At 42.2% G+C, this 22,686-nt stretch carries 20 protein-coding genes and 2 other annotated features; of the genes, 2 read left to right on the forward strand and 18 right to left on the reverse strand.

The genetic code is table 11. The annotated features are described in order from the left end of the window. Nucleotides 1-240 precede the first annotated feature (240 nt). The 11 genes from IGI54_RS12870 to trpE form a co-directional block, all read right to left on the reverse strand. Nucleotides 241-1,137, reverse strand: coding sequence for a diacylglycerol/lipid kinase family protein (locus IGI54_RS12870; RefSeq protein WP_313631230.1), 897 nt, complete (start codon nucleotides 1,135-1,137; stop codon nucleotides 241-243). Nucleotides 1,138-1,272: 135 nt separating this feature from the next. Next, nucleotides 1,273-2,679, reverse strand: coding sequence for a C69 family dipeptidase (locus IGI54_RS12875; RefSeq protein WP_071861871.1), 1,407 nt, complete (start codon nucleotides 2,677-2,679; stop codon nucleotides 1,273-1,275). 93 nt (nucleotides 2,680-2,772) lie between these two features. Further along, the gene (locus IGI54_RS12880) at nucleotides 2,773-2,994 is read right to left on the reverse strand and encodes a hypothetical protein (protein ID WP_430621873.1); all 222 of its coding nucleotides are present in this window, start codon (nucleotides 2,992-2,994) and stop codon (nucleotides 2,773-2,775) included. 450 nt (nucleotides 2,995-3,444) lie between these two features. Beyond that, the gene (locus tag IGI54_RS12885) at nucleotides 3,445-4,257 is read right to left on the reverse strand and encodes a prohibitin family protein (protein WP_216430157.1); all 813 of its coding nucleotides are present in this window, start codon (nucleotides 4,255-4,257) and stop codon (nucleotides 3,445-3,447) included. Nucleotides 4,258-4,466: 209 nt separating this feature from the next. After that, the gene (gene trpA, locus IGI54_RS12890; RefSeq protein WP_430621874.1) at nucleotides 4,467-5,219 is read right to left on the reverse strand and encodes a tryptophan synthase subunit alpha; all 753 of its coding nucleotides are present in this window, start codon (nucleotides 5,217-5,219) and stop codon (nucleotides 4,467-4,469) included. Continuing rightward, nucleotides 5,216-6,409: a tryptophan synthase subunit beta gene (gene trpB / locus IGI54_RS12895; RefSeq protein ID WP_430621875.1), complete on the reverse strand. Its 1,194-nt coding sequence runs from the start codon at nucleotides 6,407-6,409 to the stop codon at nucleotides 5,216-5,218. The genes trpA and trpB overlap by 4 nt, the downstream gene beginning before the upstream one ends. A 147-nt stretch (nucleotides 6,410-6,556) precedes the next feature. Continuing rightward, nucleotides 6,557-7,174, reverse strand: coding sequence for a phosphoribosylanthranilate isomerase (locus tag IGI54_RS12900; protein ID WP_430621876.1), 618 nt, complete (start codon nucleotides 7,172-7,174; stop codon nucleotides 6,557-6,559). Next, nucleotides 7,171-7,929, reverse strand: coding sequence for an indole-3-glycerol phosphate synthase TrpC (gene trpC, locus IGI54_RS12905; protein WP_430621877.1), 759 nt, complete (start codon nucleotides 7,927-7,929; stop codon nucleotides 7,171-7,173). The genes IGI54_RS12900 and trpC overlap by 4 nt, the downstream gene beginning before the upstream one ends. Next, entirely contained in the window at nucleotides 7,930-8,943 is a 1,014-nt protein-coding gene (trpD, locus tag IGI54_RS12910; RefSeq protein ID WP_430621878.1) for an anthranilate phosphoribosyltransferase, read from the reverse strand. Next, nucleotides 8,927-9,475 (reverse strand): anthranilate synthase component II, encoded by a 549-nt coding sequence (locus IGI54_RS12915; RefSeq protein ID WP_430621879.1) that lies wholly within the window; start codon nucleotides 9,473-9,475, stop codon nucleotides 8,927-8,929. Before IGI54_RS12915 ends, trpD begins: the two co-directional genes overlap by 17 nt. Continuing rightward, a complete protein-coding gene (gene trpE / locus IGI54_RS12920) occupies nucleotides 9,472-10,818 on the reverse strand; it encodes an anthranilate synthase component I (protein ID WP_430621880.1) in 1,347 nt (448 codons plus the stop codon). The genes IGI54_RS12915 and trpE overlap by 4 nt, the downstream gene beginning before the upstream one ends. 71 nt (nucleotides 10,819-10,889) lie before the next feature. After that, nucleotides 10,890-11,116 (reverse strand) — a binding site (T-box leader). Nucleotides 11,117-11,230: 114 nt separating this feature from the next. Next, nucleotides 11,231-11,467: a binding site (T-box leader), on the reverse strand. Nucleotides 11,468-11,596: 129 nt separating this feature from the next. Here trpE and IGI54_RS12925 point away from each other — a divergent pair. After that, complete coding sequence (locus tag IGI54_RS12925; protein ID WP_430621881.1) at nucleotides 11,597-12,586, forward strand: YncE family protein; 990 nt, start codon at nucleotides 11,597-11,599, stop codon at nucleotides 12,584-12,586. Between the two features lie 24 nt (nucleotides 12,587-12,610). On the opposite strand, the gene IGI54_RS12930 is transcribed toward IGI54_RS12925, so the two are convergent. After that, nucleotides 12,611-13,324 (reverse strand): nitroreductase family protein, encoded by a 714-nt coding sequence (locus tag IGI54_RS12930; protein ID WP_430621882.1) that lies wholly within the window; start codon nucleotides 13,322-13,324, stop codon nucleotides 12,611-12,613. A 530-nt stretch (nucleotides 13,325-13,854) separates the two neighbouring features. Then, a complete protein-coding gene (locus IGI54_RS12935; protein WP_430621883.1) occupies nucleotides 13,855-14,712 on the reverse strand; it encodes a formate/nitrite transporter family protein in 858 nt (285 codons plus the stop codon). Between the two features lie 177 nt (nucleotides 14,713-14,889). Between IGI54_RS12935 and IGI54_RS12940 the strand changes: the two genes are divergently transcribed. Continuing rightward, nucleotides 14,890-15,324 (forward strand): OsmC family protein, encoded by a 435-nt coding sequence (locus IGI54_RS12940; protein ID WP_216430042.1) that lies wholly within the window; start codon nucleotides 14,890-14,892, stop codon nucleotides 15,322-15,324. A gap of 44 nt (nucleotides 15,325-15,368) precedes the next feature. Here the strand turns inward: IGI54_RS12940 and IGI54_RS12945 are convergent, their stop codons facing one another. The 5 genes from IGI54_RS12945 to IGI54_RS12965 all read right to left on the reverse strand — a co-directional run bounded on the left by IGI54_RS12945 (nucleotide 15,369) and on the right by IGI54_RS12965 (nucleotide 22,685). Next, nucleotides 15,369-18,596, reverse strand: a complete 3,228-nt coding sequence (locus IGI54_RS12945; RefSeq protein WP_430621884.1) for a SpaA isopeptide-forming pilin-related protein — start codon at nucleotides 18,594-18,596, stop codon at nucleotides 15,369-15,371. A 302-nt stretch (nucleotides 18,597-18,898) separates the two neighbouring features. Further along, nucleotides 18,899-19,570 (reverse strand): hypothetical protein, encoded by a 672-nt coding sequence (locus IGI54_RS12950; protein ID WP_430621885.1) that lies wholly within the window; start codon nucleotides 19,568-19,570, stop codon nucleotides 18,899-18,901. Nucleotides 19,571-19,585: 15 nt separating this feature from the next. Continuing rightward, on the reverse strand, nucleotides 19,586-20,704 hold the full coding sequence (locus IGI54_RS12955; protein ID WP_430621886.1) for an NAD(P)-dependent alcohol dehydrogenase: 1,119 nt from the start codon (nucleotides 20,702-20,704) through the stop codon (nucleotides 19,586-19,588). Nucleotides 20,705-20,725: 21 nt separating this feature from the next. Beyond that, nucleotides 20,726-21,787, reverse strand: coding sequence for a butyrate kinase (buk, locus tag IGI54_RS12960; RefSeq protein WP_430621887.1), 1,062 nt, complete (start codon nucleotides 21,785-21,787; stop codon nucleotides 20,726-20,728). Between the two features lie 4 nt (nucleotides 21,788-21,791). Beyond that, nucleotides 21,792-22,685, reverse strand: a complete 894-nt coding sequence (locus tag IGI54_RS12965; RefSeq protein ID WP_430621888.1) for a phosphate acyltransferase — start codon at nucleotides 22,683-22,685, stop codon at nucleotides 21,792-21,794. Between the last annotated feature and the right edge of the window lies 1 nt (nucleotide 22,686).

Raw genomic sequence — 22,686 nt, forward strand, 5'->3', positions numbered from 1 at the left:
GCTTTTTCTTTTTAAATTTTGAAATATAACTAAATAACTAAATCACATCAAATTTCTTAGTGTATTCACAAGTTACACCGCGGGTGCCTAAGCACTTTTCGCTATTTTTCAATAAATAAAATAATTTATGCTTATTATTACCACCGCAAAAAAAGTTGCTTAGAATAATTTTTTTCCTTCAAAAAATTAATGGGCTGTACTAAAAAAATCCAGTTTCTAAACTGGATTTTCTGCTTAATTCTATTGCTCCGACCCATAATAGACTTCTAAATGCTGTGGCAAGACTTTGAAGCTCAACGGAAGCTCAGGGCCTTCATCACCGTCCACACTCGGATGCAGCTCCGCGTCTTCTTTCACGGTCAAACGCCCTGCAGTAAAAGGAGTATAGCCAATATTTTCAGTCGGCTGATCCACCCCTTTGACAATATCCGGTACACTCTTTAGCCGATCAGTAATGCTTTGATCTTTCAAATAGAGGAGATATAAATTTCCATCGTTAGCCTCGGCTTCAGGAACGATATGTTGAAAGCCGCCGATTGTTCGTGTTAACACTATGACGACGGCACTACTTTCGATTTCCGTCGTTTCGCCATCGATCTCTAGCGAAAAGTGATAGGTTTGATCGTTGAATACTTCTTTGACGCCAGAAATAAAGTAAGCTAATTTGCCAAACTTAGTCTTTTCTTCAACATCGACATTGCTGATAGCTTCAGGAATACTCCCCACCGAAACAATATTCATGAAATAATCGTCGTTGATTTTGCCAATATCCAGCGATGATTTACGATCCACATTAAAGGAGGAGATAGCTTCTTGTGGGTCCATTGAAATCTTTAACGAGCGTGCTAGATCATTCACCGTACCTAATGGAAAAAAACCGAACTTCGGTCGATATTCTTGCTCAGCCAAACCGCTGATGGCTTCATTGACGGTCCCATCGCCTCCCATCGCAAAAACACTATCCACTTTGTCTTCTGCTGCTTGGCGAGCAAATTTTGTCGCATCGCCTTCTGCTTCCGTTCGTAGAACTTCTACTTCATCAAAAAAAGTCGCGAGCTTTTTCTGTGCTTGGCTCTCGTATTTTTCAGCCTCTTCATTGCCTGAACTAGGGTTGACGATCAATACTGCTTTTTTCATACTTGCCCATCCTTCCTTGATGTTTCTTTCTTTAGTATATCAGGTTGGCGGAAAATTGAAGTTGGAAACGCTTGACGGAAAATTCCCTAAAAAAAAATGGAAGCCCACCTGAGGAGGACTTCCATTATCAAATTATTAGTCATTCATATTGTAACGTAATTTCATTCGTTCAGAACCTGAGATGACCATCTTGCCTAAGAGTCTTGTTTGACGTTCTAAGGATTCAGTAGCTAATTTTTCATTTGCGTCTTCCAAGAATTTTTGAACATCTTTTTGATCTTTAATTGCTTTATCTGTTTCGTTTTGGATCACGTGGTAAGCAGACATCGCTTCAAGTTCGAAGGTATTGCGGAAATCAACGAAGAAATCGTAATCCGTATCCCCTAATAATGCTGTTGTGCAGCTTAACCAGTACATATTGTTCAAATCAAATGTACCTGTGGCATCTTTATAGCAAGCAGGAGTGTCATTAACATTTGAATAGAAAGGCACCACGCTGTTAAAGGTATTGGCACCGTAAGCTAACCAATGAACACCGGCGATTTCATCAGGCACATTGTTACGGACTTGTAAAATGTGTACATTGTGGTTGCGGTTGATCCCGATAGGACGAATCAATTTCTTTTGATCTTCTGTTCCGTTACCGTAAGGATCGTATTCGGTATTTTCAAAGTGAGAGCTTAACACGAACTTCACGTCTTCAATCGAGATTTTACGGTTGGCACGACAGATAAATGGTAAATCTTGATCCATCATTTCTTGTTCTACATCGGGAGTGAAGTATTTTTGACCATACCAAGCCCGTGGATTGTTATAAACAGTATCTTTAATCGAAGAGCTGCCGAAAATATGACGCAAGTTGTAGCCTTCGAAGTCTGGATTCAAATGATTGTCTTCGATCAAGTCTTTCAAATCTTCTGAGCAAAGGGTATCTGCTGAATCAAAATCAAAATGATCGATATTCATCCGGTTTGGTGCGACTACATAGGCATCATCTGGGATACGAACTGCTGCCCAATGATGGCCGCCGATTGTTTCTAACCACCAAACTTCTTCTTTATCCGCAAAAGCGATGCCGTTTGGTTCGTAGGTACCGTATTCTTTAAGTAATGAGCCTAAACGTTCCACGCCTTCTTTCGCGCTGTGGATGTAAGGCAAGACCAAAGTCACGATATCTTCTTCGCCAATACCGCCTTCAACATAAGGATCGAGTCCTTGGATACGTGGATTCGTTGTGATTGTTTCGGTTGCTGACATCGCTATATTTTCGCTATTGATGCCGGCTGCTGGCCAGATTCCGTTGGTTAAAATTGAATTTGGCATCGAGGTATAACGTAGTGGATTGTCTGGCAATTCAACCTTCACGCCACTAATCACCGCTTGGTAATCTTTTGGCTGATCTTCCGGTTGAACCACTACAAAACGTTGTGGGTCTAATGCTTCGTGCCCATCATCGTTCCTTGAAATAATAGTTGAGCCATCGATTGATGCTTTCTTTCCGACTAGTACGGTGGTACATGAACCTTTTACTTTCTTTGTCATACTTGAAACACTCTCCCCTTTTCATGGTATCTCAAGTATAACGCTAATAAAATTAAATACCAAACGAAATCCTGAATGATTCCCGTCAGACACTTATTTTCTTTTTAAAGCTGTCCATATAAAGTGAATCGGTCTTCCTAGAATCAGGAAAATAATGACAACCATTCCTAGATTGATTAAAATCAATGATTCTGTTGAAAGCTCCAGCAAATCGATTCCTAAAATCGTTGGCGTCCAATACTGTGCGCTGACAGCTCCCAGAATGATAACTAATACAAGGTACATTCGCAGAGCCAAACTTATTTTTTCTGACATCCTAAATCTCTCCTTTAAATGGATCAACTACTTTGAGAAAGGCTTTCGCGAACTCGCTCAGCTTTTGAGCAATAAGACCAAACTATTGATACATGACTGAGAAACACAAAGTTTTAACTTTGATGTTGAACAGTTCCTACTTGGTGTTTCTCAAATTTCGAAATTGTTTTGCTTATTGCCGATAAAGCTAGTTTGTGAAGCCGGACATGAATATGCCTGCTGTAAAGCGATTTATTCATATGAAAATTTTATACTTTCTTCATAGTCAAAAAAAAACAGCTTCAGTTTGGCTAATGAACTGAAGCTGTTTTGGATTAAAATTCGTCCCAATCATCCTTTTTTCACGCATTTTTTTTAGATGTTGATTTCACTTTAAAAAGCGCGATACTAAGTCCAATCAGTAATAACAATAAGCCCAATATGATTAATTTTCCGATAAAGAAACCCATTTTAATTTCCTTTGTCCGTTACCACGGTATTCGCGCCGTTAACCGTAACCCAGCCGTGTTTTTCCCGCGCTTGCGCTTCCGTATAACGAATCAGCTCATCTGTCACGGAGTCGGCGACTTTTTTATTGGCTTCAGCTTCGGCTTCCGCAGCTTTTGTTTTTTTGTAGGCCTCACTGTCGGCTTTCGTTTTCGCTGTTTCCGCATCTAGTTTGGCTTTTTCATTTTCTTGTCCTGCTCGAATGATGGCATCGATGGATTTTTGCGTTTCAGCATCCACATCCGGAACACCTAATGTCACATCTTCCACTTCAAAGCCCTTAGCTTCAACTGATTTAGCGAAACTCGTCAGAACCTCGGCCTCGACTTTGGATGAATCCCCTGAGAGAACGTCTAATAAACTATACTTCGCATAAACTTCTCTCGAAACTTTTTGGAGCTTCGACTTCAACCAGCCTGATTCGATGTCTTCACTGGTAATGTTCCCAAATTCCTTATACATTTTGGCGGCTTTATTCGGATCGACTTTGTAATCATACTTGATGTCGATCGTGGTTTTCTTGCCATCGCTGGTGGATACCGATACTTTTTCCGCTTGGATGGTTTGCAGGCGAATCGGATATTGGATCACTTTATCGATCCCAACAAACTTCACGCCTTGAGTCAGCGCCTCGTCTTTGATCCCGCCATTCATCGAATAACGAACACCGACGTAACCATTATCAATTCTCTCAAAAAATTTGAAGGCCGCAACGACCGCGACCACCGCAATTAAAAGCACCGCAACAACTACCTTGATAAGTTTGGTGATTTTAATGTTTGTGTTTCTTTCCATTCTGTACCCCTTTAATCCTCTATTCTAATCACAAGAAACAATCTTATGTGATTGATCATTTTAAGAGATGGCGAAATGCTGACCATTTCTGTTATAGACAGATTTTAAAATAACGTGAAACAAAACACAATAGCAGTTCGCTTTTATTTTTCAAAACCCTTGAAAAAAAGAGACGACCTTCATTTTTCATGCTAAATAATTTGTGCAATCAACTCTCCCGTTTTCTTTGTCCCATTTTCTTGTAATGATTGAACAATCTTCGAACCAATCACGACACCGTCACAAACTTGCTGGAAGTTTTCGACGTGTTCTTTCGTTGAGATGCCGAATCCAGCCAAGACAGGAATTTTACTGACCGCCTTCACTTGCGCTAAATGATCCAATAAATCCTGTCTGAAGTTTTGATCAGTCCCGGTGATACCGTTAACTGTTACTGCATAAATGAAGCCCTCTGCCTCAGCCACTAGCTGCTGAATCCGTTCTTGCGGACTAGTTAAAGACACCAGTTGCAATAACGCGATATCTCCCAGCTCCGGCACCGCCAAATCTCGGTGTTCATAAGGCAGATCGGGAATAATCAAGCCTTGCACGTCGGTTCCTGCTAAATCTTTCACTAATTGCTTGATGCCATAATGGAAAAAGGAATTGCTGTAACCCATCAAGATCAAAGGAACCGCCGAATCAATTTCTTGTAGGACAGCGATCAGCTTTTTTAATGTAACCTGATGCTCAAACGCTCGTAATCCAGCCGCTTGGATCGTCGGCCCGTCTGCTACCGGATCAGAAAAAGGCACACCTAACTCAATAGCCGCCGCACCTTGTTCCGCCAACATCGCAATTTCTTCTGGCAATTTGTCCAAGCCTTGTGCTCCCGCCATGATATAAGGTACGAATAATTTTTCCGTCTGCGCTTTTTCAGTTAATCTTTTGGTCAAAGGTTTCATTTTTCTGCCTCCATTCGTTCTTTGATCTGTTGGACATCCTTGTCCCCACGGCCAGAAAGATTCATGACGATGATTTGGTCTTTAGTCATAGTTGGCGCGACTTTGATTACTTGTGCCAGCGCATGAGAACTTTCCAATGCTGGAATGATTCCTTCCATACGTGATAGAAAATGAAACGCTTCTACCGCTTCTTCATCATTGATCGCAGCATATTCCGCCCGCCCAATCTCATGTAAGAAAGAATGCTCCGGCCCGATCCCCGGATAATCCAAGCCAGCTGAGATGGAGAAGGCTTCTAAAACTTGTCCGTCATCATCTTGCAACAGATGCATCTTCGCCCCGTGTAAAATGCCGACACTCCCCTTGTTGATAGAAGCCGCGTGTTCCTCCGTGTCCAAGCCATGCCCAGATGCCTCCACACCCAGCAAACGAACATCCGCATCTTCAATAAACGGATAAAACATCCCCATCGCATTGCTTCCGCCGCCGACACACGCCATTACTAAATCAGGCAGCCGACCTTCCGCTGCAAGAATCTGTTTGCGGGTCTCGATCCCGATCACACTTTGATAATCCCGCACGATCTCTGGAAATGGATGTGGTCCTAAAACAGAGCCCATCACATAATGTGTATCTTCAACTGTTGCCACCCAGTAGCGTAACGCTTCATTTACGGCATCCTTCAACGTTTTACTACCGGAAGTCACGCTTTCCACCTTCGCCCCTAAAAGCTCCATACGAAAAACATTTAAAGCTTGTCGCTTCACATCGACTTCCCCCATAAAGACGATACATTCCATCCCGAAAAGGGCTGCGGCGGTGGCAGTTGCCACTCCATGCTGGCCAGCGCCGGTTTCCGCAACGACCTTGTTTTTGCCCATCTTTTTGGCTAGCAAGACTTGCCCTAACGCATTATTGATTTTATGAGCCCCTGTATGATTCAAATCCTCGCGTTTTAAATAGATTTTTGCCCCGCCAAGCTCGTTGGTCAAACGCTCCGCGAAATACAAAGGATTTTCCCGTCCCACATATTGTTTTAAATAGTAAGCCAATTCTCTTTGAAAAACCTCGTCTTGTTTTGAGGCTTCATAGGTTTCCTCTAACTCTTGGACAGCGTACATCAATGTTTCCGGGACAAACTTCCCGCCAAATTCACCATAAAAACCCGCCTCATTTGGTTGTTGGTACATGTGATCACTCCTCGTTCATATTTATGAAATATTTTTACTCCGTATATCATTCCTCTAAACTTTGCTTACTCTTGTTTGAATAAATTTTATTGATTTTCTCTCAGCATGCTGTGCTGCGAAAAGAGGAACTGAAATCCTTATTCGTTTCTATCGCTTGTTTTTCCTATCTTCATTATCTGCTGCTTTCACTGCCTGGCAGAAGGCTTTGATCTTTTCTGGGTCTTTTTCGCGGGCTGTTTCTACCCCGCTTGAGACATCGACGACTTGGGGCTGGAAAAATCGGATCGCTTTGGCGACATTCTCCGTATTTAATCCGCCAGCTAACCAAAGTTTTTCTTTTGGTAAATGACGTTGATCGACCTGCCGCCAATCAAAGGTTCGGCCATTTCCGCCCATTAATTTGGCCGGCGGCGCATCTAATAATAGATGTGGATACTGATAAAAATAGGAAGAATCCTGATCTTGGATACTGAAGGCCCGAATAATCGGATAAGCTAATTTAATTAAGTTTGTTTGGCCATGTATCTGAATCAGGTCTAAACCGGCAATTTCTGCGGTTTCCTCGACTTCGGCTTGAGTTGGTGAGACAAAAACACCTACCTTCTTTACTTCTTTAGGAATTCCGCTAGTTAAGCGTCGAACGTTTTCCGCCGTTACTTGCCTGGGGCTCTCAGCAAAAACAAATCCAAGATAGTTGGCGCCGGATTCAACAGCGGCCGCAATCGCTGAGGGATTTTTCAACCCGCAAATCTTGATTTGAGTCATTCCCGCTTCACCTGCAATTCGGCGATTTTGAGGGCTGGATCAGCAGCTGTCATCAAGGTTTCTCCCACCAGAATCCCTTGATAAGCTACTTTGATTTTTTCTACATCCTCAGCCGTCTTAAAACCGGATTCGCTAATATAAATCGTGTCACTTGCTGGCTGAGCCAAATCAAGGCTCGTTTGGATCGTGACCTCAAAGGTTTTCAAATTGCGATTATTGATACCGATGATCTTGGCGCCAGTTTTCTGAGCCTGCTTCAACTCCTGCGCGTCATGGACCTCAACTAAAACTTCCAAATCTAAAGCTTTAGCATAATGGTATAGTTCTGCTAAGCGTTTAGATGATAATGCCGCGACGATCAGTAAAACGATACTGGCTCCCGCCTGCTTGGCTCGATCTAACTGCCTCTCATCAATGATGAAATCTTTACACAGCAGCGGGACCTTCACAACTTGTGCGACTGCCGCCAAGTCACTGATTTGTCCTTTGAAAAAGACCGGATCAGTTAAGACTGAGATGGCGCTGACACTCGCTTGTTCATAGCTTTTCGCTTGCTGCAAAATATCGACTGCTTGATTGATGTCACCTTTAGAAGGAGAAGCTCTTTTGATTTCGCCAATCACATGCATTTTTTCAGGATGTTCTTTGACGGTTTGATGAAAAGAGGGTCGCATAATTTCTGGTACAGCTTGAACGGTCGCTAAATTTTCCACTTCCTGTTGTTTTTCCTGTAAAATCTTCGTTAAAAAATCCAATTAGGCAACCTCCTTTTGTTTCGCAATCAATTGTTGCAGCCGATCATAAGCGGCCCCTGATAAAATGGATTGCTCCGCCTCAGCGATGCCTGCTTTTAAATTAGACACGCGGCCGCTGGCTAAGAAGCCTAAGCCGGCATTCAATAGCACTGTTTCATAATAAGCTGACGGAACCCCTCGCATCACCGAAAGTAAGATATCTTTATTTTTTTCGACGGTACCACCGACGATAGCGGCCAACGGAACCTTTTTTAAGCCGACTTCCTCTGGATCAAAAGAAAATTCTTCGACGGAACCCTTTTGATAGATCGCACAACGGGTCGTGCCGGCTAAATTTGCCTCATCCATTCCGCCGTGCCCATGAACGACAATGGCGCGTTTTCGGCCAAGTTGCCCTAAAGTTTTCGCCGATTCGACTAGCGAATCGCCAGCGTAAGTGCCCATCAATTGATGCTCCAACGGATAAGGGTTGATGATTGGACCTAACAAATTAAAAATCGTTGGGGTCGCTAATTCCTTACGAATATGCATGACCGCTCCCATCGCTGGATGCAGCGTTGGGGCAAAAAGAAACGCAATCCCCGCTTCTTGCAATAGATAATCAATTTTTTTAGGAGTAGCAATCAACGAAATCCCCAATGCCTCCAGCACGTCCGCGCTGCCTGATTTACTGGAAATACTGCGATTGCCGTGCTTTGCCATTGGAATACCACCGCCGGCTAAAACAAAAGCCGCCGTCGTACTGATATTGAAGCTCATGGAATGATCGCCGCCGGTGCCGCAATTATCCATCACACCCGTGGGCGCCGTTAACATCGGTGTGCCTTTTCCTTGCATGACTTGCGCGAGACCTGTTAGTTCATCCGCGGCTACACCTTTTACTTTCAAACCCACCAGTAAAGCGCTGATCTGGCTATCGGTTAATTTTCCTTCAAAAATTCCTCGACCAACTTGTTGCATCTCTTCAATCGATAAATCATTTCCGCGATAAATTTTTTCAAATAATTGCTGCATCTTGCTTCCCTGCTTTCTGTAGAAATTCTTTAAGGTAACTGGCGCCATTGTCAGTACCAATTGATTCTGGATGAAATTGTAAGCCAAAGACTGGATAACGTTTGTGCCGGATCGACATGATCACACCATCTGCTTTGGCGGTTATTTCCAAATCAGCCGGAAAATCCTCCGCCGCAATCGCTAATGAATGATAGCGCATCACTGACTGCTTTGTTCCATTCTGCAAATAGGACTGCTTGCCATGCATGATTACCGGTGCCGAAACAATTTTCCCACCGAAGACTTCACCAATCGCTTGGTGTCCTAAGCAAATCCCTAAGATTGGTTTCTCACGATAGTAGCGGCGAATTAATAATTCTATCTTGCCCGCTTCCGCCGGTCTGCCTGGTCCCGGTGAAAGGACAATCGCCGTAGCTGCCTCCGCTGCTGAAAACAAAGCTGGATCATCATTTCTTAAAATTTGAACATTTGCCGGTAATAATTGCAGTAAATTGTAGGTAAAGGAATCATAATTATCGACTAATAAAATCATTGGCTCACCTCCATTAACGCTTTGGCTTTTTGTAACGTCTCAAAATATTCGCTAGTAGGATCAGAATCATAGACGATCCCCGCTCCCGCCTGTACATGAGCCTTGCCGCCTTGAATCACCATCGTTCGAATCGCGATTGCGAAATCGGCTTGGTCATCCTGGCCTAAAAAACCGATCGCTCCGGCATAAATCGAACGCTTCACGGGCTCCCATTGATAAATCCGTGTCATTGCTCGGATTTTCGGTGCACCGCTGACAGTTCCAGCAGGTAAGGTGGCTTTTAAAGCATCCATCGCCCGCTTGTCGGGTTGCAATTTCCCCCTTACTACCGAGACGAGATGCATCACAAAGCGATAACGTTCAATCGTTAAATAAGTTGGGACAGTCACCGAGCCTCTAACGGCGACTTTTCCCAGATCGTTGCGACCAAGATCGACCAGCATTCGATGCTCCGCCACTTCTTTCGGATCGTTTTGTAATTCTTCCGCCAACCGTTGATCTTCTGCTTGATCAGTCCCCCGTTTTCTTGTACCGGCAATCGGATTGGTCGTGACCAGTTCTCCCGCTACCGTAACTAAGCTTTCTGGCGAACTCCCGATCACTTGAACCTCGGGAAAGTCTAAGAAGTAACAATAAGCTGAAGGATTGCTTGTTCTTAATTGTCGATAATAATTAAACGAGTCACCTGAAAAGTCCGCCGATAAGCGTTGGGAAGGAACCACTTGAAAAACATCTCCAGCCACAATTTTCTCCTTCGCCCGATTGACTATCGCTTCATAACCTTGTTGAGAAAAATTGCTGGTAAAATTTAGCGGCTGGGGCTGAATTTCTGGCAAAAGAACCGGCCATTTCAGTTGTGCTTCTAATTTTTCCAACCGTTCCTCCAATTCCATTTCTGACGTTTGACTATAAGTATTTCCGACGACAAGAGTAATCGCCTTAGTTGGTGCTTCGTATACGACAAAGGTCTCGTATAAATAAAATTGCAGATCCGGTATTTCCAGTTCATCTTTTGGAATCGTGCCAATCTCCTCGTAACACGCCGCTACATCATAACCAACATAGCCCAAGGCACCGCCCTGAAAAGGTAGGGCCAATCCATCCTCTTCTTTTAACACATAGGATTCCAACTCCTTCAAAGGGTCGGAACAAGGATAGCTGCGCTCGCCAATTTGAAATTGATTGTCTTGAAAGCTTAGCCTTTCAACCGGAGCAAAAGCGATAATGCTGTAGTCGACAGACTCAGAATGACGTTCAAATAAACAGGTCCCGTGATCTTTCAACCGGTAATAAAGATCAATCGGTGTTAATTCTAACTCAGTAAATTGCTTTATTTTTTTCATAACTGGACTCCTCTTTCTCGAAATGACGACTTAAAAAAACAAAAAAAGCCCTCAAACCAAATAAACTTTGGTCTGAGGGCGCAAATAGCACGGTACCACCTCTTTTACTGTCACGCTGACAGCACTCTAATCGTCCAACAACGATCGTACTCTATAACGGGAGCTCCCGTCGTTCCCTACTATTGTTCAAGAACGCTCCAACAAGTCCATTCACTGGAGAAAAGAATGTTTCTTCTCATCAACCGAAACTTTCTGTAATTCCTTCGTTTCCAGCTACTTCTCTTGTTTATGATTTAAGTTGTGTTTAGTAATAAAAAATTTTTCATCTTCGTACGCATACGATTCCAGTTAGCATGTTGAAAACACGCAGTGGAACTCGCAAAAAAAGCCCTCAAACCAAAATAAGCTTTGGTTTGAGGGCGGATAATCCACGGTGCCACCTCAATGGTATGCCTGAATAAAAGGCATTTCTCTCTCAGTCGTCCAACAACGACTTTACTCTATAACGGGAGTTCCCGGAAGTTCCTACTAATTCTTCAAAACTTCTGTCCAAAAGTCCATTCGCATCGATCTCCCTACTGATTCACAGCACCATCAGCTCTCTGAAAAGGCTCATCCATGTTACTTCTCTTTTGTTCGACACTTATTTTTTTCGAATATTACTGGTTTTTTTTCGACTTGTCAATGGTTTTTTGCAAAAAAATCCATTATTTTGAAATCCTCTGACTGTCCCAAATCCGTAGAACTTGCTAAAATAAAGCTATTGGAGGCGAAACCGGTGAAAAAAATTCTTTCTAACTTAATGAGCTGGATGCGCCGTTTCCTATCGGGCTCTTTTTATAATCGTCACTCGCTTTGGCAGACTTATCCTACTCTTTTTGCTGCGACAGTTGAACCGAAATATACCGTTCCTGGACTGAAAAAGGCACAAACAATCAGCTTGGCAAACCTGCCTGACAGTTGCTTAGCCATGACCCCTCAAGGTTTAACGGTAACGGAAGATTTTTTACTAATCTCAGCCTACTGTCACCAGCATCAGCACCATTCAATTATTTATGTTTTAGACCGCGAGACCGGGGCTCATATAAAAACCGTCTTTTTACCTGACCTGCCTCATGTCGGCGGCCTCGCTTACGACCTAAATCATCAAAAGATTTGGGTCAGTAACAACGCAGGGAAAAATGCGGCCGTAGCAGCAATAACCTTAGCGGATATCGAGGCCTATGACCAAAGGGATGGAAAACCGATCGTTTACCAGCAGAAAATCGCGTTAAAGGAACTGCCTCGTGCCTCAGCTTTGACCTATGATCACGGCTATCTTGTCGTCGCCCTATTTTCCTTGAAGCAAACGGGACAAATCGTCTGTTATCCAATCGATGATTCAGGCAATTTAAAGGGGGCAACGAATCTTTTAGCCACTCCTAGAAATACAACACCTGCCTTGCTGGAGTCAGCTTCAGGAACGCTTGCCATTCCACAAAAAATTCAAGGCGTGACCTTTTACAAAAATTTCTTGCTGCTCTCACAGTCTTGGGGCAAGCAAGCCGGAAAAATTTTTGTTTTCGATATTCATAAAACAACTGATTTCTCTGATTTAAGACAAGCAAAACAAACCATTGCTACGCCGCCTTATTTGGAACAAATCATTGTCGAAGGCGATCAACTTTTCGCCCTTTTCGAAAGTGGCGCTGCTGCTTATCGTAAAAAGGCGCCTCTCGTAATGAAAGAAGTCCTGCAATTAGATTTGAATCAGCTATTAAATGATTAGCCCTCCAATTTTTTGGAGGCTTTTTTATTTCACCGTACCCAGATACAAAAATCCCCCAGGTGTTTTTGGAGCAGATTCAGTGATAGAAAAATGAAACGAGCGTCCCAGTTCTTTACTAGCAACCGCCAAATGACACAAGGCGATTCCAACATCAAGATCCATCATTTTATAAGCTAAACCAAACACTCCGCCAATTTTTTGCTTTTGATAGACATGAATCGATTCATTTTCAGCAATAAAATACCACGGCTGCCCATTCAAGCCTGATGGTGCCAAACGCGCAGCTTCGATCCGAGGATCATTTCCTTGAGCTATTTCTGTCAGCGGCTTACGATCAAATTCTTCGATCGTGCGGTGTTCTGGTTTTGCTGGCTCGCCAAAAGCCATCCCTATGACAAAATTCTTATCCTGTTCCTTGCTTTTCAACATTCCTAACCAACGAGTCGCATAGCCTTCAGCATATAGAAATAACTCGGCGTGCTGAAATAAAAAGCCCGCACAAGTATTGCGTAAAACCTGTGGCGGCGCCGAAATCAAAATATAATGAGGCGCTTTCGGTACGCCCATTCCTTTGACTCCCTCTGGCCCAACGATCTTGTAAGAAATCGCAGCATCTGGTAAAAGTGGGGGAACATTTTCAATAAAGGCACGTAGCTCGTCTATTTTTGACTCGCTCAAAGGTGTCGCCGTAAAATCACGAGTGGACTTTCGCGTAAAAATACTTTCGTAAAGATTCATAAATGTTACTCCTTTTTCGTTTTATTGTATTTATTTTTCTTTTAGAAAAATAAATTTGATTCTCAAGCCGTATACCATCCTACTAGGCTTTGCTTTCCTAGTTCCAATCGGACTTTTTATGATTTCGATCTTTATATGCTGCAAAAAGTAGGACTGGCATCCTTTTTCGTTTTATTGTATTTATTTTTCTTTCAGAAAAATAAGTTTGATTCTCAAGCCGTATACCATCCTACTAGATCTTGCTTTCCTAATTCCAATCGGACTTTTTATGATTTCGATCCTTGTATGCTGCAAAAAGTAGGACTGGCATCCTTTTTCGTTTTATTGTACTTATTTTTCTTTTAGAAAAATAAGTTTGATTCTCAAGCCGTATACCATCCTACTAGGTCTTGCTTTCCTAATTCCAATCGGACTTTTTATGATTTCGATCCTTATATGCTGTAAAAAGTAGGACTGACATCCTTTTTCGGTTTATTGTATTTATCTTCTAATATGCTACACCAAAAAACGTTAGGGATCGCTCCCTAACGCTAGTCAACATATTTTGATTCCGTATTATTTAACCAAGCGTAGCCTAAGCCCATAACCAAGCCACCGCCGATGAAGTTGCCGATCAAAGTAAAGAATAGATTATGGACGACATTTCCCGCAGTCATTTCTGCGATCGCTCCATGAGAAGAAAAGTAAGCAAGTGAGAATGCTGGGAAATTCGCAATCACGTGTTCGTAACCTAAAAAAGCGAAAATGAAGATAATGAAAATGATCGCCATCACTTTAGCCGCGTCATCTTTCATTCGTAAGCTTACTAAAACTGCAATATTCACGACAATATTTGCAAACATACCTTCAACCAAAATCTGTCCAGTGGATTTTGTTAATTTACTGGCGATACCTGAGAACATATAGTTTTCTGCTTCCAAGTGGCTAAAGGGGGTCGTCAAGGATAGCAAATACCCGCAAAGGACACCTGCAATCAAGTTAAACAAAATACAAGTTAACAACAATTTGAATGCAAAAGAAACAGTCATTTTTTTACGATAAACACCGATAGTCGTATAAAGCATATTCGAAGTTCCTAGTTCCGCGTTCATGAATAAGATCATGACTAATGACCAGCTAAACATAAAGGCGTACGCCATCTTTTCTAAACCAGGAATCGCTTCCTGCATCCGGATGGCAATATAAAAAGCAATAGCTGTTCCTAAAGCTAAAAATAAGCAAGCTAACATTGAGCGAACTGCGTAACGAGGCAAACTTGAGTTGAATAAATCAATTTTTTTACTGATTGAATATTCAATCTGTGTCATTAGATTTGATTTGTTTTTCACATGTTTCTCGTTTTCAGTCGTAGAATTTTCTTCAATTTCCATAAATAGGTCCGATTTCATGAGGTTCCTTCCTTCTTTGGCAAAGCCATAATGTACAGGTATCATACAAGATTTTGCTGGCGTTTTCAATGAAAAATTACTGAAAACAGAAATATTGGGAAAAATTGCACAAGTTATTTTAAATTTTAACTAGAAAACGTAGTATCATTAAGAAAACGATCTAGGGGGAATCTTCTGATGACAAAACAAATTTTAAAGGCCGAAGTCGCCTCTATTGGCGGGCTACAATTGAAATGCTCAGCGCGTGGGTTTGAATTTCTAATTGATGAGCCAGAAAATGTCGGTGGAACAAATCAAGCAATGAATCCTTTAGAAGCACTATTATGCTCTTTAGGTGCTTGCAAAATGATGGTTTGTCGCTTCTTTTATCAATCGAAGCAGATCAATTTGAAAGCAATGCGGGTGGAAGTTTTAGGTGAGATCGACTCAGATCGGTTAAAAGGCAACCCAGATATCAAAGTCGGCTTTTCAAAAATTACAACGAATTATTATATCGAAGCCGATAATACTGCCACAGAAATTCAAACTTTCGTTGATTTTATTGAAAAAACCTGTCCGGTAAAAGACACCATCGTAAATGCTCCTGAAATGGACATTCAAATCAATCCGTAAATAAATACCCCTTCAAAGATTTGAAGGGGTATTTATTTTTAGTCTTATGGTAGCCTCTTTCGATTGATATATCCATAGAAGATGGTTGTAACAATCCCTGTTAAGAAAAAGAATGCAGCGACTTGAAAAATTTTTCCTCTTCCCATGCTGCCTGTACTCGGCAAGATTGAAGGCTTCTGTTCCCGCTCATTCTTAAGCGTGACTTCGATGGTATTGTTAGTCACGACAGAATCGTATTCCACAATGTATGGTTTGGCCTCCATATTCACGAGATAGTCCTCACCTCGTCCTATGATCTCAATCATTAAAGGCTCGTCCATTCCCTGATAGCCTTTAGGAGTCTTCGTTTCAATTAACTTGTAACTGCCCTCTCTAAGATTTTTGAAGATAAAGTCTGAGCCATCAGATAGCGTCTGATTGTAGTCTGTTCCCATCAATTGAAATTCTGCACCAGTTAATGGGAGAAGGTCATCGGCTACTTTATGAAGAATCAAGGTAAAGTCTGCTATTTTTTTGTTCTCAACTACCTTTTCAGCCGTTGAACCGTCAACCATCGCAATCACCCGGTTTTCATTAATATCTTCCGTGACCTTTATCTCAAAATCAGTCATCTTCTGATAACCTGACGGTACATGAGTTTCCTCTACTTTATAGGTTCCAATTGCTAAGCCTGTCAAGGCGACTCTGCCATTTGCGTCAGGCTCAATATTTTTTTCAAACACTTGATTGCTTTCTTTATGAATAATAGTAAACCGCGGCTTGTCGTTTCCAGTAAAGGGCGCCTGATCCTCACTTTTTAGCTTCACAAAGCTGTAATTGGTCGTCAGTAATTTATTTGTGATTAGGATGCCCTCGGAAGATAATGTCTCCGCCGTAAAGGATTCTTGATTGTAGCTAGGTGGATGATAGCCCGTCACCTTCTTCTGAGTGGCTATCTGTTCAATGACGCGATAAGTCTGGCCGGGTGCTACCTCAACAAATTCAGCTTGCCACTGATTTTTTGCTGTTAATTCGACTTCTGCAACATCAGTCCAGCTATCGCCGCTTTGCTTTTGCAAAATAGCTTTGATGGTTGCTGGTCTCAGTTGAAAATAATTGTCACTTCCCTCAAAACGATCCGTCCACTGCTTCTTTACAGGTATCGTAAATGTTTGCTCTCTGGCTTTAACTGATGGAACGCCAAAATCAAGCTTATCTGTACTTTTTTGTGGCGTTGGTTCCAGAATAGTTTGGCCATTCGCCGGATACCAATAGTCAGGCTTAAAACTGGCGTCTTCTGTCTTCAAACGGACCGTATATTCCACTTCGATTTCCTGACCACCAGTCAAATTAATATTATTTACCTTTACTTGACGTGGATCGCTAATGTCTAGGGTAGCCATCGCGGCTGATGCAATCGGTGTACTGCTATTTCCCACTGAAGTAATCTTCGGAGTTTTATTAGGGACCAATTCTACCATATCACCTAAAGGGTCAGTAATTTTACCTTTATCAACGGTACGAGCAATCGTTTCGAACCAATCCTTAAAGGTACCTGTCAGATCACTTATATCTTTGACATTATGATAAAAGTAATCATTTTCGCTTTCCCCGTTAACATTATTGGAAGCATCTGCTTTTTTAGTCGCCAGCTTATAAAGTCCTTTCAGCAACTCTTCTTTTGTGTGCTTTTCCCTTAAATGAACGGAGATTGTTAAGGCAACAGTATGAATCTCAATACCGGCGTTTTTAAGATCCCAAGCAGTCGAATTGGTAGTAGTCATGTGACTGTTGACCTTCCCTCCGTAAGGCGGTTGGATCTTGGTCGTATTTCCGACTACTTCAGGGCTTCCCATTAAATTATTTCCAGTTAAGTAATTAGGCTTCGTTCCCATGTTAAACCCGCCTAATCGATATTTATCATAATACATTTCATCATTTTCTGAATAAACAGTCGGCTTCCAGCTTTCATTCGGTGCACCATCGGTTAATAAAAAGAGTACTCGTTTTCTGCCAGCCGAATTTGGTGCGGCATCAAACAGGTCCTTTGATTCCTGTAATCCTCGTTGAGTAAAGGTAGTCCCCATTTCATAGGCTCTTTTGTGTTCTGAAACAAACTTGTCCCAATCAGCAGGATTACTAGAGATCGGAAATTTATATTTTCCGCCACTAGAGCCGAAGCCCCATTCATTACCTCGAAAAGAAGAAAAAATTTCACCGCCGATTCGAATATTATCCGCAGAAGGCTGATGGATCGTCTTTAATTCTTTAATGATATTTGCAAAAACTTTCTCTGCCGCGTCCTTTCGCGTATCTTTCAATTCGTCTTGATAAACATCCATCGACGCCGAATTATCTATTAAAAATACGATGTCCAACCCAGGTTTATAGGTCGTTTCTCCCCGTACATTTAGTTTGACCTTAAACTCATTTGGGGTCTCCGTTTCAGTAATATACTTTCGCAAAGAAATATTCGGATTGTTTAGGTCGTCACCATAATGAATATAAGATTTTGTCCGATCGTCATTGCTAGTATCCCAACTTTTGACCCCATCCCAGCCTTCTGAGCCTTCAAACCCACCCTGATGGTTGATTACTGTCGTTTGCCCATCTGGCTGCCAAGAATGAGTCGGATATGTCCCTAAACTTGTACTATTAGTATATTGAGGCTCTTTATTATTATAAAGCTCAGGATATCCTTGCCTAACACTGCCCATTGGTTGAAATAGCAACGGGCTACTTTTAGGCAGAACTACAGTTTCTTGTGAGACGGTCTGCTCTTGACTTTCCTCATTTATGGTTGGTGATAGAAACTTCAAATTATAAGAATCCTTCACAGATAAAGTGTTTTCCTTAATTGTCTCCTCGCCAACCGCGCCTTTGGTCAGTGTATCCATTTGAATCGAAACGACCAGCTTTTTTTGATCCTTTGGTGTAGTCAATGTGACCTGACCGGTTGATCTTGCTGTAAAGCTTTTTTCAACTAACCAGCCAGCTCTTTCTTCCAATTCTTTTACTTGAGGATAGCTGATCGATTGATCTTGCTCATCTAACGCTTTAAACTTCAGCCGTTGGACTTTCTTTTCTGATCCTTGTTTTTCCCAAACTAACTGCCAGAAAATGTTGGCGCCTACTTCCTCTGTTTTATAAGTCACCGTAAGCTCTGGCTGATCAATGACTACTGCACTTTTATCGGTCGTTGTTTCTGCGATTGCTTGTATGCTGGATAAAAACAAATAATTATAAGTGGAACATAAAAGAACTGTTAACACGAACAGCTTCATTAATTTCATACTTACATAACTCCCCTTTAACTCATTAATAAGTCCTTTCTACTTATATATTATAATTAATTCTATTTTTTTATTTTTTCTATTTTTAAGTATGGGGTTGTTATATTAATATATGATGAGCATTTGTATTCATAGAAACTATAAGATAGTTTATCGTTTTTTTACTTTTTAAATTTATTATTTTGTAAAAGAATAAACACTAAATCTTTTTTATTTTTTAAAGCATCTTGAGTAAGTGATGAACCTGTCAGCAAAAAAAACGACATCACATAAATGATGTCGTATCGTTGATTTGATTTTAACTAAGCTATTTCTTCTGGCAACTTGCCAGAGCTGCTACCTTTTTTTGATGCGAAGGACAAGATGATCCCTAAAGCAATGGAACTGAATGCTGCCACTACCACCCGCACATTTTCTGGCAGTAAAAAGACAATTGTGTGAACGGGTATCCAAAAACAAATTCCTACTTTCAACCAGTTAAAAGTCACAAAAGCCGTCCAATCAATCTTTGCGATCAAGCCCTTCAAACTGACAGATTCTTTTGCACTAGCCGTTTCGATCCACAACTCCATCAAGCGATGAAAAGTATTCATAGCCGGCGCGAAGGTCAGATTCATGATGCTGCTGCCACAAAAGGCTTGAGCCAAAGCCACTCCAGCAAAGGGCAACAGCCCTTCTGCTTGAGCTAAGGCCGCGCCTCCCATAAAGACTGGAAAGACCAAAGTCACCATGCAACCAATGATTCCCCAAACCACCGCCCGTAGAAAGACTTGTGAAGAAAACTGATATTCGCCAGAAACGATTCGTTTGCCAAATAGGTCACCCATCGTAGCTAAGATGGCGAATTGGATAAATCCACCAAAGTAAGGATGGGTACTACTAGCAGCTAAAATGGTTTCTCTAATTGCTGGAATAACGAAAAGCCCTAACAAGCACAATAGCAAAATAACCCAGATAATGTCTCCTTTCTTCATGTCATTGACCTCCCATTAGTTTGGCGGCTGATAAGACTTGTCCATTACGACCACCGCTTTGATGACTTCACCGCTGATTGAATCTGCTTCAGCTTGATTAATATTTTCAAAATCATAGTATTTTACAAATTGATCGAAGGGAAATTCACCACGTTTATAAAACTCGATCAAATTCGGTAAATGATATTTTGCAATCGTATCGCCAATCAAGACCCCGCGAACTTTTTTATTTCCAAAGACTAAATCAAAGAAGGTGTTCACTTCAAAATTCTTTTGAGTAACTGCCAGCGGCACAAATGTTCCGGAATTACTAACCGAATGAAGTGCTTTGGTCATAACCGGTGGAACACCGGTAGAATCAATCACATAATCTAATCCTTTCCCGCCAGTTAACTCCGAGATAAATTCTGCTGGATCGGCTTCTTTACTATTAAAGACATGACTCGCCCCCAGTTCTTTGGCTTTAGCTAAGCGTTGATCATTGATATCAATGGCAACAATCGGATAACAACCGGCAATTTTGGCAGCCATGACTGCAGAAAAGCCAACTGCTCCTGTGCCAAAGACCGCGATTCCTTCACCAACTTTAGGCTGCAGCACACTTAAGACTGCTCCGCTGCCCGTCCCTAGTCCGCATCCTAATGGACCTAACAAACGTAAATCGACCTCTTTACCGACCTTCACGACATTCGATTCTTCCGTCAAACTATACGTTGAAAAAGAAGATTGATTAAAGAAGTTATTGACTGCCGTCCCTTCTTTAGTGTGTAAAACATATTCTCCTCGTGGATTTTTTCCAAGATTATTGACTGCAAGCCACTCTTCACAAGACGATGGATGACCTTCCACGCAGTGCTTACACTCGCCACAATAAGCATAAGAAAGAATCACATGGTCTCCTGGTTCCACAGATGTGACTGCATTACCGACCTTCTCAACCATGCCGGCGCCTTCATGTCCTAAAACATTGGGAAACTGAAGACTATTTCCATTGCGCTCGCCATAATCTGAACGACACAAGCCAGATGCGACGATCTTTACTAAGACGTCCTTTGAGCCGACTTCGGCCAATTCTAATTCAGTGATTTCATAAGGCGCGCCCTCTGTTTTTACTAACGCTGCTTGGATTTTCATTTGTGTTGCCCCTTCCCATTTTTAATAATGAAATTGTTTCAATTCTTCTTGTCCCAACACAACTCGCTCCGCCCCTTTAGATAGAGCGATCATTTCATGCTCGCCGGGAATCGCGATAATTGGTGCGATAAATCCGACCCGTTTCGTCAGTTTTGTTACCACGATCTCAGAATAGGCCACCCCGCCAGTCAATGCGATCACATCTATTAATCCATTGGTGACCGTCGCTAAGCCGCCGATTCCCTTCGCGATTTGATAAATATAGGCATCGTAGATTTTTTCCAACTCTACATCCCCGGCCGTAATTCGTGCTTCGATCTCACGAGCATCGCTGGTTCCAGCATAGGATTTTAGCCCACCTTCACGTTTATAGAGCCGTTGCATTTCCTTTAATGTATGTTCATAACACAAAGGCATTAAATATTTCAAAGGCAAACCACCCGTTCGTTCCGTTGAAAATGGCCCTTCGTCATCAGAAATCAAATCGATCATCTTCCCGTGATGATGGATACTAATAGTATTTCCTCCCCCCAAATGGGCTACGATCAACGTCGCCTTTTGATAGTCTAATCCTTGCTCCCCAGCAACCTTCATTGCCACCGCTCGCATATTCAGTGCATGTCCAATACTTTTACGCTCGATCCCTTTTAATCCAGAAATCCGAGCCACCTCTTCAAACTCGTCCACCGTGACGGGATCATAGATCACCGCGATGGTTTGCGGATTGCCTTGTTCTTTGATTTCATTTGCTAGAAGTGCTCCTAAATTTGATGGATGTTCAATTTTTGTGACATGCTTCAAGTATTCGATCATCTCATCATTGACTTCGTAAGCCCCGGCAGAGACCGGCGGCAGCAGTCCACCGCGACCGGCGACTGCATCTAAATCTTTCGGATTGATCCCTTCATTTTCCATAAATCGTAATAAAATGTCCCGTCGAAATTCCAGCTGCTCCATCACATGATGAAAGCCTTGCAGCTCTTCAGTCGTATGAGAAATCCCTTGTTCTTTTATAATCTCACCATCCAGATAGTAAGAAACTTTCGTAGAGGTTGAACCAGGATTAATCGCTAAAATTTTCATCTAGTCACACTCCCTTGCTGCAATACATGGCTATCAAGATGGAATAAGCCTTTTCTTCTTCCGTAGAGCCACGAGAAACCATTACAATCGGTACGCTAGCTCCCATGATCAGTCCCGCCATTTTTGCGCCCGCCAATATCGTCAAGCTCTTGCCTAAGACATTCATAGTAGTGATGTCCGGACCTACGACAATATCCGCGTCACCTGCAACTGGGCTTTCATAATGCTTGATTGCCGCTGTATCTGAACTTAGCGCCAAGTCCAGTGAGATTGGCCCATCGATCCAACAGCAGTCTGGTGTCTCGGCTTGGAGTTCCTTCATGATTTCTTCCGCTTCAACACTTGAAGCAATTTTCGGGTTGACCTTCTCCGCCGCCGCTAGTAGTCCAACTTTCGGTTTTTCGACACCGATCTTGTTCATCACTTCGATTCCGTGCTTGATCAGGACTTTCTTTTCTTCCTTCGTTGGGGCTGTCACCATCCCACCATCGGTCGTTAACAATAGCTTGTGATAGGCGGGGATTTCGTTTAGCGCAACGTGGCTTAATAGCCCATGGTTTGCGATTCCTTTTTCCCGATCTACCACTGCCTTTAAGAAGGTCCGCGTTTGGAGATGTCCTTTCATCAAGAAATCGATTTCTTCGTCTTGGACCATTGCGACCCCGATCGCTGCGCATTCCTCTTCGGTCATCGTAGGAATAATCGTCGCTGACCATTGATGACGCTGTAAAACAGCTGAGATCAACGCTTCATCTCCGATTAAAATCGGCGCTAAAAACGGTCGTACCATTGGATTAAACACAGCTTGGATAGAAACCTCGTCATTGGCACAAACCACACCAATCCGGATTTTTTGCTCACTGGAAAAATTTGCCAGTAAATCATCAAACTTTTTCATA

The organism is Enterococcus sp. DIV0800 (assembly GCF_050559735.1).
Classification (GTDB): Bacteria; Bacillota; Bacilli; order Lactobacillales; family Enterococcaceae; genus Enterococcus_A; species Enterococcus_A devriesei.